General features: G+C 67.9%; 11 protein-coding genes and 1 pseudogene. 3 read left to right on the top strand and 9 right to left on the bottom strand.

The window, feature by feature from the left end:
* Positions 1-55: 55 nt before the first annotated feature.
* From KOF26_RS08690 to KOF26_RS08675, 4 genes and pseudogenes are all read right to left on the bottom strand, one after another.
* A pseudogene (locus tag KOF26_RS08690) lies at positions 56-1,477 on the bottom strand (sugar porter family MFS transporter); the annotation flags it as partial.
* A 33-nt stretch (positions 1,478-1,510) separates the two neighbouring features.
* Positions 1,511-2,392: an SMP-30/gluconolactonase/LRE family protein gene (locus tag KOF26_RS08685; protein ID WP_216323297.1), complete on the bottom strand. Its 882-nt coding sequence runs from the start codon at positions 2,390-2,392 to the stop codon at positions 1,511-1,513.
* Between the two features lie 3 nt (positions 2,393-2,395).
* Positions 2,396-3,154, bottom strand: a complete 759-nt coding sequence (xylB, locus tag KOF26_RS08680) for a D-xylose 1-dehydrogenase (RefSeq protein WP_216324021.1) — start codon at positions 3,152-3,154, stop codon at positions 2,396-2,398.
* Positions 3,155-3,249: 95 nt separating this feature from the next.
* Entirely contained in the window at positions 3,250-3,507 is a 258-nt protein-coding gene (locus KOF26_RS08675) for a hypothetical protein (RefSeq protein WP_216323295.1), read from the bottom strand.
* Between the two features lie 346 nt (positions 3,508-3,853).
* Here KOF26_RS08675 and KOF26_RS08670 point away from each other — a divergent pair, with 346 nt between their 5' ends.
* A complete protein-coding gene (locus tag KOF26_RS08670) occupies positions 3,854-4,174 on the top strand; it encodes a hypothetical protein (RefSeq protein WP_216323293.1) in 321 nt (106 codons plus the stop codon).
* A 3-nt stretch (positions 4,175-4,177) separates the two neighbouring features.
* On the opposite strand, the gene KOF26_RS08665 is transcribed toward KOF26_RS08670, so the two are convergent.
* A complete protein-coding gene (locus tag KOF26_RS08665; RefSeq protein ID WP_216323291.1) occupies positions 4,178-5,254 on the bottom strand; it encodes an ABC transporter substrate-binding protein in 1,077 nt (358 codons plus the stop codon).
* Positions 5,255-5,397: 143 nt separating this feature from the next.
* Positions 5,398-6,660 (bottom strand): 4-aminobutyrate--2-oxoglutarate transaminase, encoded by a 1,263-nt coding sequence (gabT, locus tag KOF26_RS08660; RefSeq protein WP_216324019.1) that lies wholly within the window; start codon positions 6,658-6,660, stop codon positions 5,398-5,400.
* Between the two features lie 97 nt (positions 6,661-6,757).
* Here gabT and KOF26_RS08655 point away from each other — a divergent pair, with 97 nt between their 5' ends.
* Positions 6,758-8,671, top strand: a complete 1,914-nt coding sequence (locus KOF26_RS08655; RefSeq protein WP_216323289.1) for an NAD(P)-binding protein — start codon at positions 6,758-6,760, stop codon at positions 8,669-8,671.
* Between the two features lie 2 nt (positions 8,672-8,673).
* Positions 8,674-9,957: an NAD(P)/FAD-dependent oxidoreductase gene (locus tag KOF26_RS08650; protein ID WP_253201283.1), complete on the top strand. Its 1,284-nt coding sequence runs from the start codon at positions 8,674-8,676 to the stop codon at positions 9,955-9,957.
* Here the strand turns inward: KOF26_RS08650 and KOF26_RS08645 are convergent.
* From KOF26_RS08645 to KOF26_RS08635, 3 genes are read right to left on the bottom strand one after another with little or no spacing between them, the layout of a single operon-like run.
* The gene (locus KOF26_RS08645) at positions 9,954-12,299 is read right to left on the bottom strand and encodes a thiamine pyrophosphate-binding protein (protein ID WP_216323287.1); all 2,346 of its coding nucleotides are present in this window, start codon (positions 12,297-12,299) and stop codon (positions 9,954-9,956) included. The two genes, KOF26_RS08650 and KOF26_RS08645, sit on opposite strands and share 4 nt — an antisense overlap.
* On the bottom strand, positions 12,299-13,540 hold the full coding sequence (locus KOF26_RS08640) for a threonine ammonia-lyase (RefSeq protein ID WP_216323286.1): 1,242 nt from the start codon (positions 13,538-13,540) through the stop codon (positions 12,299-12,301). Before KOF26_RS08640 ends, KOF26_RS08645 begins: the two co-directional genes overlap by 1 nt.
* On the bottom strand, positions 13,537-15,138 hold the full coding sequence (locus KOF26_RS08635) for a peptidase dimerization domain-containing protein (protein WP_216323284.1): 1,602 nt from the start codon (positions 15,136-15,138) through the stop codon (positions 13,537-13,539). Before KOF26_RS08635 ends, KOF26_RS08640 begins: the two co-directional genes overlap by 4 nt.
* Positions 15,139-15,222: the final 84 nt, after the last annotated feature.

Raw genomic sequence — 15,222 nt, 5'->3', positions numbered from 1 at the left:
CGCGTTCAGCATGACGAGCGACGCGCGGGGAGGCCGGTGGCTTCCCCGCGGCTCCTCATCCGGCCATTTCCTCCAGCTCCCGGCCCCGCGTCTCGTGCACCATTGCGCGCACGAACAGGAAGGAGACGGCGGCGAAGAAGGTGTAGCCGAAATAGGTGATGGTCAGCCCCGGCGAGACGGCGAGGCTCGGGAAGCTGACGCTGATCGCGGCGTTGGCGATCCACTGGGCGAAGCCGGCCACCGCCAGCGCCGAGCCGCGGATCTGGTTGGGGAACATCTCGCCGAGCATCACCCACATGATCGGGCCCCAGCTGAGATTGAAGAAGATCACATAGAGATTGGCCGCGATCAGCGCGACCAGCCCGAACGGCTCGGGCAGGGATACGGCGCCGTCCGCGGCGGTGACCGCCGTCGAGAAGGCATAGCCGACAGTGCCCAGCGTCACCGCCATGCCCGCCGAGCCGATCAGCAGCAAAGGCTTGCGCCCGATGCGATCGACCAGCCCCATCGTCACCAGGCAAGCGCCGATCGACAGCACGCCGGAGAGGATGTTGGTCTGTAGCGCGTAGTCCTCGCTGAAGCCGACCGCTTCCCACAGGGTCGCGCCATAATAGAAGACGACGTTGATGCCGACGAGCTGCTGGAACACGGCAAGGCCGATGCCCGTCCACAGGATCGGACGGATGCGGCCGGTGTTGCGGTCGATGAGGTCGGAGAGCTTGGGCTTGTGCCGATCGGCGGCGAGCGAGCCCTTGATCTCGGCGACCTTGCGTTGCGCCTCGCTCGTGCCGAACAGCCGCACGAGCACGGCCTCGGCGTCGGCGGCGCGGCCCTTCACCACCAGATAGCGCGGGCTTTCCGGGATGAAGAGCAGGGCCACGAAATAGATCGCCGCCGGGATCGCCTGCAGCCAGAACATCCAGCGCCACGCCGCCTCGCCCAGCCACAGGCTTGCGGTCGAGCCGCCGGCATAGCGGGCCAGCGCGAAATTGGCCACGAAGGCGCCGGTCAGGCCGGTGATGATCATCACCTGCTGCACGCTGGACAGCCGCCCGCGGATGGCCGCCGGCGTCACTTCCGAGATATAGACCGGCGAGATCACGCTCGCCGCGCCGACGCCGAGGCCGCCGATAATGCGGGCGACGATGAACACCGCGCTGCTGTCCGCGGCGCCGGCGACGACGGCGCTGATCAGGAACAGCACCGCCGACAGCAGCATCACGCTGCGCCGTCCGATCAGGTCGGCCAGCCGGCCGGCCCCGAACGCGCCGATCGACGAGCCGACCAGGATCGCGCCGACATTGACGCCGATGCCGAGCTTGCCGAGATCGAAGGCCGCTTCGAGCCCCTTCTGGGTGCCGTTGATCACCCCGGAATCATATCCGAACATGAAGCCGCCGATCGTCGCCACCGCCACGATCGCGGCGATGAACGCGATGTTGACGCGCCCCGCCTCCGCCTCTGTCATCGAAATCGCCCTCTCTCTCGTCGGTTTTTCTTTGTCCGTATTTCAGATGATCGCCGGCACCACCGGCAGGCCCGCGACATCGGGCTCGAACGCAAATATATCGCCTGCAAAGGGCTGGCTGGCGAGCGCCGCTGCGTCCAGCCCCTTGCGCGCGGTGGTGGCATAGGCGGTGCGAAGACCCTCGCCGCCGAACGCGATCTTGGTGATGTTGGCGACGGGAAAGGGAATGGTGCGCATCAGCCGCCCATCCGGATCATAACGCCTGACCGCCCAGCCGCCGAACAGCCCGGTCCACACGCATCCTTCTGCATCCACGGTGGGGCCGTCCGGATAGCCGGCATCGTCCTCGATCCGCGCGAAGACCGTCGGTCGACCCAGCGTCACGCCGTCGGCGGCGACCGGCACCCGCCAGATGATCCGCCCGAGCGTGTCGGTGTGATAGAGTGTGCCGCCGTCGGGCGAGAAGGCCGGGCCGTTGGTGATCGTCACCGGCGGCAATCCGCTGTCGACGGCGCGCCCGCCGTCCAGCCGATAGAGCCGGCCGGCCGGCTCCGCCTCGCCATCGTCCATCGTGCCGAACCACAGCCGGCCGGCGGGATCGGTCGCGGCGTCGTTCAGCCGGTTGCCGGGTCGGCCCGGCTCCGGATCGACGAGCGGCGTGAAGCTGCCGCGGGTGGGATCGAACAGGTGCACGCCGGTCTTGAGCCCGGCCAGCATCAGGCCGTCCGCCGCCGGCATCACCCAGCCGACCGGCGCCGGCGCCTCCCAGCTCCGCAGCGCTGCGGCGGCCGGGTCGAAACGGTGGATGCGGGCCTGCTTGATGTCGACCAGCCACAGCGCGTCGTCGCCCGCCAGCCACACCGGCCCCTCGCCCAGCGTGGCGCCGAGCCCGCAGATGCTTTCCGGTCGGCCGGCGCGCGCCATCGCTCAGCGCCAGCCCGCGTCGACGAAATAATCATGGCCGGTGCAGACGCGCGCATCGTCGGAGGCGAGGAACAGCACCAGGGCGGCGACGTCCGCCGGCTGGATGCGCGCGTCCAGGCATTGCGCAGCGACAATCTCGGCCTCGCCGTCGGGGGTGTACCATTTCATCTGGCGTGGCGTCTGGACATTGCCCGGCACGATCGTGTTGACGCGGATATTGCTGCGGCCGAGGTCGCGCGCCAGGCTGCGTGTCAGACCCTCGATGGCCGCCTTGGCGGTCTGGTAGAGGACCAGTTCCGGCAGGCCGAGATGCCAGCTGATCGAGCCGAAATTGAGGATCACGCCGCCGCCGGCACGCTGCATCATCGGCACCGCCGCCTGCGCGGTGAAGAACATGTGGCGCAGATTCACGGCGACGCGATCGTCCCAATAATCGGGCGTCACCTCGGCGATGGTATGGCGATCGTCATTGCCGGCATTGTTGATGAGGATATCCAGCCCGCCCAGCGCCCGCTCGGCCTCGGCCATCATCCCGCGCAGCGCGTCCATGTCGGTGAGGTCGCAGCCGATATAGAGCGGGGCGTGCGCGGCCCCGGGGGTCAGCCGCGCGACCAGCGCCCGGCTCGCCTCGTCCGCAATGTCGCAGAAGGCGAGGCGCGCGCCCTGCTCGACGAAGGCCTCGACCAGCCCTTCGCCGATCCCGCTGCCGCCGCCGGTGACGAGGACGCGCTTGCCCGCGAGGCTTGGATAGCGGGCCCGCATGGGCGGGGTGGCGGCAGCGTCGGTCAAGCGGTCGGCTCCTATCTGATAGCGCTATCATTCGAGCCGGACCAAAGTCCTGTCAAGTGTCGCTGCAATCAGCGGCGGCGCGAAGGAGGGTCCTCGCTGCGCAACAGGCCGTCGCCGTGGATCAGGAGCATGGCGCCGCCGCTGGTCAGGACGAAGCTCATCAACGCGAGCAGGAATTCCAGCGCGGTGGCGTCATGCGGCGGACTGTCGATCAGCTCAGCCTTGAGCATCCGGGCGACGAGCAGCGCGAGCACGACCAACACGACCCCGGCCGCTCTAATGGCAAGCGGGCGCAGTCGCAGGAGGGAGGCGAAACGACGACGCATGTGCTGTTGCCTTCCGGCGGACGCTGACGTCCGGCGGGGCGAGTAGGCGCCTGGGGTGGCGGATATCGACCGGCCATCGGGCCGGTGGACAGCGCTTCGCGGTCGCGATAGCGCCCGCCCCGCCGAGATTTCGGCCGAAGTGCCATAGGGTGCGACGAGCGCGCAGGCCCCCTCCTGTCGCGACGCGACGCGATCGATTATTGCGCTCTCGTCACCAGTGAAATGACCAGCCGGCGGATTATCGGGGTCGGTTCGGGCGCGTAAATGCTTCGTCAGCATCCGCCCGGGACCTCTCCCCGTCTCCCGACCGGGCGGATGTTTCCTTTCAGAGCACAGGAGGCTCGCGATGCTGATGCAGAGGATTGGCGTGCCCCGGCTCACGCCCTCGGAATGGAGCGCCGTGTCAATCGCGCTCGGCGATGCCACCCGCCCGGGGGCGATGCCGGCGGAGCAGGGCACGCTCATCGGCGCGCTGCGGCGTCTTTACGGGCTGATCACCGGCAACGTGCCCCCGACGCCGCTGTCCGACCCGCGACTGGAGACGCTGCGCCGCTTCGTCTTCGCGACGCGCCGGTCGCAGCGCATTGCCGAGCAATATGTGCCGGAATTGTTCGCCCATGGCTTCAGCCGCGCCCAGGTGGAGGCGATCGCGCTGCTTTCCGCCTGAGGCTCAGGCGGCGCGCACCCGCGTGATCGTTTCCTCGTAAAGGCGCACCGTGGCCTCCCCGGCATAGGACGCCCAATAGCAATTGGCCATCACCGCCGGGGGCGGGAAGATCACCGGACTGTCGCGGTAATCCGCGCCCATCAGCGCCTTGGCGGCGGCATTGGGGGTGGGGAAGCGGATCGTGCTGGCGATCTCCGCGCCCGCCTTGGCGTCGAGCAGGTAATTGATGAACCGGGTGGCGAACTCCGGGTTGGGGGCGCCCTTCGGAATGCACAGGCAATCCGACTGGAGCTGGCTGCCCTCCTTCGGCACCACGAAATCGAGATCCTTGTCCTCCCGCATGACCTGCGCGATGTCGCCATTATATTCGAGGACGATGTCGATATCGCCGGCCAGGAGCAGGTCCTGGCCATTGTCCTCGTGGAAGACGGCGATGTTCGGCTTCTGCCTGATGAGCAATTGCTGGACGCGGGCGAAATCGGCCGGGTTCCGGCTCTCGGGCGGCAGGCCGAGATATTTGAGGGCGATGCGGCACAGATCGCCGGCCTCGCCAAGCATCCCGATGCGCCCCTTGTAGCGATCGGAGTCGAACAGCCATTTCCAGCTGTCCGGAACACCATCGACCTTCGACTTGCGGTAGCCGATACCGAGTACGAGCCAGGTGTAGGGCATCGAATATTTGCGACCCGGGTCGTAATCGGCGGTGATGAATTCGGGCGCGATGTTGCGGATGTTCGGGATCTTGGCGTGATCGAGCGGCAACAGCATGTCCGCCTGGATCATGCGCTGCACGAAATCATTGGTCGGCACGATCACGTCATAGCCCTGATTGCCGCCGCGCAGCTTGGCGAACAATTCGTCATTGTTCGCGAACAGGCTCATATTGACGTTGATGCCGGTCGCCGCCTTGAAATCCTTCAGGGTGGTGGCGCCGATATAGGTATCCCAGTTGTAGAAATTGAGCGACTTGCCCGGTGATCCACAGCCGGCAAGCCCGCCTGTGAAGCTCAGCCCGACCGCCGCCGCGCCGAGATCGGCGAGGAAGCCGCGTCGCGACGGCTGCAGGATATCCTCGATCATGCTGCGTTCCCCCAATCCCGCGCCGGTCCTCGTCGAACTATGATCACAGAGATTCGAGGCGTCAACGAAGTGCGGCCGGCCTGCCGCCTCGGCCCGCCGCGAGGCCGCGGCAGACGGGCGCGCATGCCGCCCGGCGGATGGCCTCACTCAGCGAGTGCCGCGGCGAGCATGTCGAGCCCTTCGTCAATGATCGCATCCGACGCGGTGAGCGGCACGAGGATGCGGATCGTCTCGCCCTGCACGCCGCAATTGAGCAGGATCAGCCCCTCATTGAGCGCGCGGGCGCAGACCTGCCTCGCGCGCAGGCCGTCGGGCGCTTCCCGCGCGGCGTCCAATATGTCAAAGCCGACCATCGCGCCTAGACCGCGGAGATTGGCGATCGGCGCCATGGCATTGCTGGCGGCATAATCGGCGATGCGCGCGGAAAGCCGCTCCCCGATCGCATCGGCGCGGGCGATCAGCCCTTCCTCCTCGATGACGTCGAGCACCGCCAGCGCCGCGGCGCAGGCGATCGGCGAGCCGCCATAGGTGCCGCCGAGCCCGCCCGGCTCGACCCGGTCCATGATCTCCGCCCGGCCGATCAGCCCGGACAAGGGGAAGCCGCCGGCCAGCGACTTTGCGACGGTGACGAGGTCGGGCTCGACGCCGCTATGCTCGATGCCGAACATCCGGCCGGTGCGCGCGAAGCCCGATTGCACCTCGTCCGCGATCAGCAGGATGCCGTGGCGGTCGCAAAGCGCGCGCAACTCCCGCAACAGGGCGAACGGCGCGACGTGGAAGCCGCCCTCGCCCTGCACCGGCTCGATGATGATCGCCGCCACCCGATTCGCGGGCACATCGGCAGCGAACAGGAAGGCGAGCGCGCGCAGGCTGTCCTCCACCGTCACGCCGAGCGCCGGGGCGGGGAAGGGGACATGATAGATTTCCGGCGGCATCGGCCCGAACGCCGCCTTGTACGGATAGACCTTGCCGGTCAGCGCGGAAGTCATCGCGGTGCGGCCATGGAAGCCGCCGGTGAACGCGATCACGGCGCTGCGGCCGGTAGCGGCGCGGGCAACCTTCACCGCATTCTCCACCGCCTCGGCGCCGGTGGTGAGGAAGATCGTCTTGGCTGGCCCGGAGAAAGGAGCGAGCCCGTTCAGCCGTTCGGCGAGCGCGACATAGGGTTCATAGGCGACGACCTGGAACGCCGTATGCGTGAAGCGCGCCATCTGATCGGCGACCGCGGCGATCACCCGCGGATGGCGATGGCCGACATTCAGCACGGCGATGCCGCCTGCGAAATCGACGAAGCGACGGCCCTCGACATCGTGGAGTTCGGCATTGTCGGCGCGGTCGGCGAAGATCGGTGCCGCGGTAGCGACGCCGCGCGGCACCGCTTCCGCCCGGCGGCGCAACAGGTCCATAGTGTACCTCACAGGCCGAGACTCCTTGGTTGCCGCGATTGCCAAGGATGTTCTGATATGTGATCACAGTTACACTGAGCAAGGGGAGGATTGTGCCATGGTCGATGCGCCAAAGACACCGGCCCGCGATCTCGGCATGGGCTGTCCGATCACCCGGCGAGACATCTTGCACGGCGGCGCCATCGGGCTTGCGGCTGCGATGGCAGGCGGGTTGTCCGGCTGCGGCGGCGGCACCGCCGCGCAACAGGCGGCGGGAGGGGCGGGCGCTTCCTATCCGCCCTTGCGCACCGGCCTGCGCGGATCCCACCCCGGATCCTTCGAAGTCGCGCACGCGCTGCGCGACGGCCAGGCGATGGCGGTTGCGGCGGACGCGCCAGCGGAGGAACACTATGACCTGATCGTGGTCGGCGGCGGCATCAGCGGCCTGTCCGCAGCGATCTTCTATCGCGACGCCAGGCCCGACGCGCGCATCCTCATCCTCGAAAATCACGATGATTTCGGCGGCCACGCCAAGCGCAACGAGTTCGAGCGCGCCGGCCGGATCGAACTGATGAACGGCGGCACGCAGAGCATTGAAAGCCCGTTTCCCTACAGCGCAGTCGCCGACAGGCTGATCCGCCGCATCGGCATCGACGTGCCGGCGCTGGAGGTCATCCAGAAGAAGGATTTCTATCGCAAGCGCGGCATGGGCCGCGCGACCTTTTTCGACAAGGAGACGTTCGGCGCCGACAAGCTCGTCCCCGGCCTGGGCAGCCGGCCCTGGGCCGAGGCACTCGCCGACGCGCCGCTTTCACCGGCGGCGCGGCGCGACATCGAGCGGATCGAGACCGCGCGGATCGATTACATGCCGGGCCTTACCTCCGACCAGAAGAAGGACCGGCTCTCGCGCATCAGCTACGCGGATTATCTGATCAAGGTGGCGAAGGCGGATCCGGCGGTGCTGCCCTATTACCAGCATCGCTCGCTCGGCCTGTGGGGCGTCGGTATCGACGGCGTCTCGGCGCTGGACCTGTGGGGGACGGGCGCTTCGGGCTTCGAGGGGCTCGACCTCGCCAAGGGGGCGATCGAGCGGATGGGCTTCACGCCCAAAGGCTATGCCGCGACCGGCGGCTCCTACGAGCTGCATTTCCCCGACGGCAATGCCACGGTCGCCCGGCTGCTGGTGCGCGCGCTGATCCCCGATGCGCTGCCCGGCAAGACGGCCGCGGACTCCATCCTCGCCCGTGTCGACTATGCCAGGCTCGATCGCGACGGCCAGCCGACGCGGCTGCGGTTGAACAGCACGGTGGTGCACGCCCGCAATGCAGGGGAGGGCGTCGAGATCGTCTACAGCCGCGACGGCAAGCTCCACAAGATCGCCGCGCGCGATTGCGTGATGGCGTGCTGGAACATGATCATCCCTTATCTATGCCCCGATCTTCCGGACAAACAGAAGGCCGCGCTTCACGAGCTGGTCAAGGTGCCGCTCGTCTATACCAGCGTGTCACTGACGAACTGGCAGGCATTCGACATGCTCAAGATATCGAGCCTGTCGTTTCCGGGCGGCTATTTTCAGAACGCCTCGCTCAATCCGATGGCGGAGATCGGCGGCTATGCCGGGCCGGCCAGCCCGAACCTGCCGATCCTCGTCCATATGACCCGCACGCCCTGCTCGCCGGGCCTGTCGGAGCATGACCAATGCCGGGCCGGCCGCGCGGAACTGCTGGCGACGCCGTTCGAGACGTTCGAGCATCATGTCCGTGACCAGCTCGGCCGGGCGTTGGCCGGCGGCGGCTTCGATCCGGCGCGCGACATCGATGCGATCACCGTCAACCGCTGGCCGCACGGCTATGCACCGGAATATAATCCGCTGTGGGATGCAGAGACCACGCCGGATCAGGCGCCCAACGTCATCGGCCGCCAGCGCCACGGCCGCATCGCCATCGCCAATGCCGATTCCGGACGCGCCGCCTACACGGATTCGGCGATCGACCAGGCGCATCGCGCGGTGGGCGAGTTGCTCGGCGCCTGAGCTTGGCCGCCGCCTATCCGTCCTCATGGTATGCGGCGACGGCGGGCCCGCCGCCCGCCGCGGCGCCGTTGGCCGGCGCCCAGACTGCGGACGTCTGCGTCGTCGGCGGCGGCTATGCCGGATTGTCGACGGCGCTGCACCTGGCGCGGGCGGGAATGGCGGTGGTGCTGCTGGAGCAGGCGCAGCTCGGCTGGGGGGCGTCGGGGCGCAACGGCGGGCAGGTGCATGTCGGCATGCGGCGGGATCAGGAATGGCTGGAACGCAGGCTCGGGCCGGAGACGGCGATGGCGCTGTGGCGGATCGCGCTCGACGCGCGGGACCATCTTGACTGGCTGATCACCGGGCAGGGCGCGGACTGCGATTTCGTGCCGGGTCATCTCCATGTCGATCACAAGCCGCGCATCGTCGCGGACACGCGGCGGCACGTCGCGCTGATGAACGAGCGCTATGATCACCGCAGCCTGCGCTTCGTCGATCGCGAGGAGGTGCGGGCGCGCGTCGCCAGCCATGATTATCATGGCGGCATGCTCGACATGCGCGGCGGGCATCTCCACGCGCTGAAGCTCGCTTTCGGCATCGCGCGGGCGGCGCTCGGCGCGGGGGCGCGGCTCCACCCGGCTTCGCCGGCCACCGGCTTCGCCAGACAGGACGGGCGCTGGCGGGTGGAGACGCCCGCCGGCCATGTGCTCGCCGACCGGGTGGTGATCGCCGGCAACGGCTATCTGCGCGGGCTGGTGCCGGCGGTCGAGGCGCGGGTGATGCCGATCGCCAATTACATTGCCGTCACCGAACCATTTGGCGAGGCCGGCGCGCGCGCCCTCATCCGCGATGGCGAGGCGGTGTCGGATTCGCGCTTCGTGGTCTATTATTTCCGCACCACCGCCGATCACCGGCTGCTGTTCGGGGGCGGGGAAAGCTATTCCTATCGTGCGCCCAACGACATCGCCGGGCTGGTGCGCGAGCACATGCTGCGCATCTTCCCGCAGCTGGCCAAGGCACGGATTGATTATGGCTGGCAGGGCATGCTCGCCATCACGCCCAATCGCCTGCCGCTGGTGCGCGAGGTCGCGCCGGGGATCACCAACATCAGCGGCTTCTCCGGACTCGGCGTGGTGCTTGCCCCTTATTTCGGCAAGCTCGTCGCCGATGCGCTGGCCAATGCCGACGGCGCCGCGCTGGATCGGCTGGCGGCGCTGCCGGTGCCGCGCTTCCCCGGCGGGCGGTGGCTGCGCTGGCCGACGCTTGTCGCGGCCATGTCGTTCTTCGCGCTGCGCGATCGGCTTTAGGGCGCGAGGAACAGGTTGGCGGCAGCGTCGATGATGGCGTCCGGATCAAGGCGGTATTCGGCATAGAGGTCGGGCAGGTCGCCGGTCTGGCCGAAGCGGTCGACGCCGAGCGGGCTGACCCGCATGCCGCGCACGCCGCCGAGCCAGGACAGGGTCGAGGGCGATCCGTCGACGACCGTGATCAGGCCGGCGCCGGGATCGAGCGCGCCAAGCAGCGTCTCGGCATGGCTCGGGGCGTGGCTCCCGGTCGTCCAGCGATCGGCCTGCGCGGCCGACCAGCCGCGATGCAGCAGGTCCGGGGAGGTCACGTTGAGCAGGCCGAGGCCGGGCAGATCGGGCAGCAGGCTCTCCCACGCCGCCAGCGCTTCGGGCGCGATCGCGCCGGTGAACAGGATGGCAGCGGCGGCGCCGGGGCCGGGCGGCTTCAGCCAATAGCCGCCCCGCAGCGCATCCGCCTTCCAGCGATCGTCGTCGCGGGCGACCTGATCAATGGCCCGCGTCGTCAGGCGAAGATAGACGGCGCCGCCGTCGGGCGCCTGCATGTGGCCGAACGCCCAGTGCATCATCAGCGCCAGCTCGTCGACGAAGGCCGGCTCGAAATAGGTCAGGCCAGGCTGGCCGATGCCGACCAGCGGCGAGTGGATCGACTGATGGGCGCCGCCTTCCGGCCCCAGCGTGAGGCCGGAGGGCGTCGCCACCAGCAGGAAGCGGGCATTCTGGTAACAGCCATAGTTGAGCGCATCCAGGCCGCGCGCGATGAACGGATCATAGACCGTGCCGATCGGTAGCAGCCGGGTGCCGAAGACCGGGGCCGACAGGCCGAGGGCCGTCAGCATCAGGAACAGATTGCTCTCAGCGATGCCGAGCTCGATATGCTGACCGGCGCTGTGGCCGACCCATTTCTGCGCGGACGGGATGCGGGCGGCGAGGAACACGTCCTTCAATTCCTGCCGGCGGAACAGGCCGCACTGATTCACGAACGCGCCGAGGTTGGTCGACACGGTGACATCCGGCGAGGTGGTGACGAGGCGCTGCGCCAGCGGGTGGCCGGTTTTGGCGAGATCGAGCAGGATGCGTCCGAACGCCGCCTGGGTGGATTGCTCCTTGCCCTCCGGCACCGGCAAGGCGTCGGGCACGGGGACGGCCTCGGCGGCGGGCGCCGCCGGCCCGCGGGCGAGGGGTGATGCGGCGACAAACGCCTGCAGCATAGCCGCAGCATTGTCGCCGAGCCCGCCATAGGCCTCCCACTCCGCGCCCTCGGCGATGCCCATGCTCTGGCGCAGCGCGTCGATCTGGCCGGGGTTCATCAGGCCGGCATGATTGTCCTTGTGGCCGGCCAGCGGCAGGCCGAAGCCCTTGATCGTATAGGCGATGAACAAGGTGGGGCGATCGTCGTCCGCTTCGGCAAAGGCCTGTACCAGGCTTTCCAGGCAATGGCCGCCGAGATTGGTCATCAGGGCGGCGAGCGCGTCGTCGTCATAGCTGTCGACCAGCCTGAGCGCCGGTCCGTCATCGGCGAGATCACGCCGCAGCCGTTCGCGCCATGCCGCGCCGCCCTGATAGGTGAGCGCAGCATAATCCGCGTTGGAGCAATGATCGATCCATGCCGCCAGCGTCGGCCCGCCGCGGCGGCGGAAGGCGGCGCGCTGCAGCTTGCCGTGCTTCAGCGTCACCACCCGCCAGCCGCAGGTGCGGAAGATGTCGTCGAAGCGGCTGAACATACGGTCCGCCGTCGTCGCGTCGAGCGACTGCCGGTTGTAATCCACGATCCACCAGCAATTGCGGATATCGTGCTTGTAGCTCTCGATCAGGCATTCGTAGATATTGCCTTCGTCAAGTTCGGCGTCGCCCATCAGCGCCACCATGCGCCCGGCATCCGCCTCGGCCATCGCCCCGTGCGCGATCAGATAATCCTGCACAAGGCTGGCGAAGGCGGTGACGGCGACGCCCAGGCCGACCGAACCGGTGGAGAAATCGACCGGGATCTTGTCCTTGGTGCGCGACGGATAGCTTTGCGCGCCGCCGAAGCCGCGGAAGCGCTGCAACTGATCGAGCGTCTGGTTGCCGAGGAGATAATGGATGGCGTGCAGCACCGGCCCGGCATGCGGCTTGACCGCCACCTTGTCCTGCGGGCGGAGCGCGTGGAAATAGAGCGCCGCCATCACCGCCGTCATCGACGCGCAGGATGCCTGATGCCCGCCGACCTTCAGCCTGTCGCGGCTGTCGCGCAGGTGATTGGCGTTGTGGATCGTCCACGCCGACAGCCAGCGCAGCCGCGCGTCGAGCGCCTCCAGCGCGGCGATGGTGGCGTCGTCGACCGGATGCAGAGCGGGGCGGGACATCAGGCTACCTGTCGCTGAAGTGTCGGCATCGGCGGCTGCTCGATCATGTCGGCGGCGAAGCCGGCATCGCGCAGCGCGGCGAGGATCTCCTTGCTGCGCTCGCGCTCGGGCAGCTCGATGACGAAGGTCGCCGTCACCGAGCGGGCCGAGGCATCGCCGAACATGCGATCATGATCGACGTCGAGGATGTTGCCGCCACGCTGGCCGATGATCGTCGACACCGTGCCGAGCAGCCCGGCATTGTCGGCCATGACGATGCGGATGCGGATGAACTGGCCGATCCGCGCGAGATGCCGCTGCAACATCGCCGTCAGCACGCGCGTATCGATATTGCCGCCCGACAGGATCAGGCCGACGCGCTTGCCGCGGAATCGCTTGGCATTGTCGAGCACAGCGGCGAGCCCGGCGGCACCCGCGCCCTCGCACAATGTCTTCTCGATCTGGAGGAGCAGGGCCACGCCGTCCTCGATGCGCGGCTCCGGCACGACGATGACATCGTCGACCAGCCGGCGCGCGACCTCCAGCGTCAGCAACCCCGGCTTGGCGACGGCGATGCCCTCGGCGACGGAGGTGCCGCCGATCACCCGGCCATTATGCCGGCCGAGCGCCACCGCCATCGACGGATAGAGTTCGCTCTGCACACCGATCACCTCGGTGTTGGAGGACAGGGTCTTGAACACGGTGGCGACGCCGCCGATCAGCCCGCCGCCGCCGAGCGCCACCAGCACCGCGTCCGGCGCCGGCCCTTGCTCGATCATCTCGAGCGCGACTGTGCCCTGTCCGGCCAGCACCTCAGGATCGTCAAACGGATGGATGAAGGTGAGGCCGGCATCGATGTAGCTGCGCACCGCCGCGCTGGCCTCGGCGAAATCCTGGCCGATCAACTCGACGCGAGCGCCGAAGCTGGCAGTGCGCGCGACCTTCACGCCCGGCGTGCCGCTGGGCATGATGATCGTCGCGGGGATGCCAAGGTTGCGCGCGTGCAGCGCCACGCCCTGGGCATGATTGCCCGCCGACACCGCCACGACGCCGCGCGCCCGCTCCTCCCTGGACAGCGTGAGCAGCTTGTTGAGCGCGCCGCGTTCCTTGAACGAGGCGGTGAACTGGAGGTTTTCGAACTTCAGCCAGATTTCCGCGCCGGCCAGCTCGGAAAGGGTGTGGGATTGAAGGAACGGCGTGCGCGTGACCGCGCCGTTGATCCGCTTCGCCGCCTGCATGATGTCGCCAAGGCTCACGCTCATGGGTTGGGCCTCTCGATCGACGGCCACTTCACCCCGATCTGCTCCAGATAGTTCTTATATTTGGACGGATCATAATAAAGCGGCCGCATGCGAGGCCGGAATTCCGCCATGATATCGGCATTCATTTCTATATATGGCTTCTCGTTGGTGAGAACCGGCTGATATTTCTGATCCTTGGTCTGAATGTTGGTGAAGTAATTCTTGGCGGCGCTGAGCAGTTCGGGCCGGGTGAACAGATCGAGCATGGTCATCGCCATCGCCTTCGCGCCGGCGACGGCACCCTTGTGCGCGATCGGCGTCGCCATCGCGATCGCGTTCGACCAGTTATGGCCCGGCAGCTCGGGAATGTTGGAGGGGTAGCGGATGGTGATCGTCGGCCGCGTCCATGACACGTCGCCGATATCGTCGGAGCCGCCGCTCTTCGGCTCGGGATCGGGCGGGGCCATCGGCTTCAGCGCGGTGTCAAGGCCGATCTCCTTGCCGCCGACCAGCTTCTGCACGGCGCGCGCGAATTGCTGCTCTTCCGCGGTCCAGCTGGGCAGGCCGATCTTGCGGATGTTGGCGTCGGCGGCCTCGGCCATTGGCCGGTTCATATGCTGGGGCGCGGCGGTGCCGATGATGCGGCTGGCGACGCTGGTGTCGGTCATCATCCCGGCCGCATTGGCGATGCGAGTGCCGATCTCGAAATTCTTGCGGATATTATCGAAGGTCTGCTCGCGGAAATAATACCAGACGGTCGCCGTCGAAGGCACGACATTGGGGAAGTCGCCCCCGTCCTTGATGACATAATGCGAGCGCTGTTCGGGACGAAGATGCTCGCGGCGGAAATTCCACCCGACATCCATCAGCTCCACCGCGTCGAGCGCGCTGCGCCCGCGCCACGGGGCGCCGGCGGAATGGGCTGATTCGCCGGTGAAGGTGTACAGCACGGAAATGCCGCCGGTGCCGCCCGGCTGGCCCCAGCTGGTGCCAAGGTTCGAGCCGACATGGGTGAACAGCACCGCATCGACGGCGCTGAACATGCCGTCGCGCACGAAGAACGCCTTGGCGGCTACCGGCTCCTCGGCAACGCCGGGCCATAGCATCAGCGTGCCGGGGATCTTCTCGCGGATCATGATGTCCTTGACGGCGAGTGCGGCGGCGATGTTCACGGCCTGGCCGCTATTATGGCCCTCGCCATGGCCGGGCGCGCCGACGATCATCGGCTCCTTCCATGCGACCCCCGGCTTCTGGTTGGCCTTGGGAATGCCGTCCAGGTCGGAGCCGACGGCGATCACCGGACCGCCGGTGCCGTTGGTCCAGCTTGCCGTCCAGGCGGTCGGAATGCCAGCGACGCCTCGCTTCACGGTGAAGCCGTTCTTCTCGAGGATGGCGGTGATGTACCGTGATGTCTCGACCTCCTGCATGGCGAGTTCGCCGAAGCTGAAGATCGAGTCGATCATCTCCTGGACCAGCTTGGCCCGGCCGTCGACGCCGCGCGCGGCCTCGGCCTTCAGCGCATCGAGCCGGTCGGGGGCGATCTGCGCGGCGCCCGCGCCCGCATCGAGCGCGCCGAACAGGAGGGCGATGGCGCAGGCGCCGGTGGTGAATGAAGTCATGATCGCGTGTCCGCTTGGAGCAAGCCGGGGCTGTCCCCGGCCTGCCGGGCCGGGGGGCGCGCCCTGCAACGATGAGGTGACGGC

It is taken from the genome of Sphingomonas quercus, assembly GCF_018863195.1.
Classification (GTDB): domain Bacteria; phylum Pseudomonadota; class Alphaproteobacteria; order Sphingomonadales; family Sphingomonadaceae; genus Solisphingomonas; species Solisphingomonas quercus.
The sequence above is the reverse complement of the archived record's forward strand: the minus strand, read 5'-3'. Positions and strand labels throughout refer to the sequence as shown.

Coding starts and splice junctions, on each gene's coding strand:
- KOF26_RS08685 (WP_216323297.1), bottom strand. CDS start 2,392: ATGGCGCGCGCCGGCCGACCGGAAAGCATCTGCGGGCTCGGCGCCACG.
- xylB (WP_216324021.1), bottom strand. CDS start 3,154: ATGCGGGCCCGCTATCCAAGCCTCGCGGGCAAGCGCGTCCTCGTCACC.
- KOF26_RS08675 (WP_216323295.1), bottom strand. CDS start 3,507: ATGCGTCGTCGTTTCGCCTCCCTCCTGCGACTGCGCCCGCTTGCCATT.
- KOF26_RS08670 (WP_216323293.1), top strand. CDS start 3,854: ATGCTGATGCAGAGGATTGGCGTGCCCCGGCTCACGCCCTCGGAATGG.
- KOF26_RS08665 (WP_216323291.1), bottom strand. CDS start 5,254: ATGATCGAGGATATCCTGCAGCCGTCGCGACGCGGCTTCCTCGCCGAT.
- gabT (WP_216324019.1), bottom strand. CDS start 6,660: ATGGACCTGTTGCGCCGCCGGGCGGAAGCGGTGCCGCGCGGCGTCGCT.
- KOF26_RS08655 (WP_216323289.1), top strand. CDS start 6,758: ATGGTCGATGCGCCAAAGACACCGGCCCGCGATCTCGGCATGGGCTGT.
- KOF26_RS08645 (WP_216323287.1), bottom strand. CDS start 12,299: ATGTCCCGCCCCGCTCTGCATCCGGTCGACGACGCCACCATCGCCGCG.
- KOF26_RS08640 (WP_216323286.1), bottom strand. CDS start 13,540: ATGAGCGTGAGCCTTGGCGACATCATGCAGGCGGCGAAGCGGATCAAC.
- KOF26_RS08635 (WP_216323284.1), bottom strand. CDS start 15,138: ATGACTTCATTCACCACCGGCGCCTGCGCCATCGCCCTCCTGTTCGGC.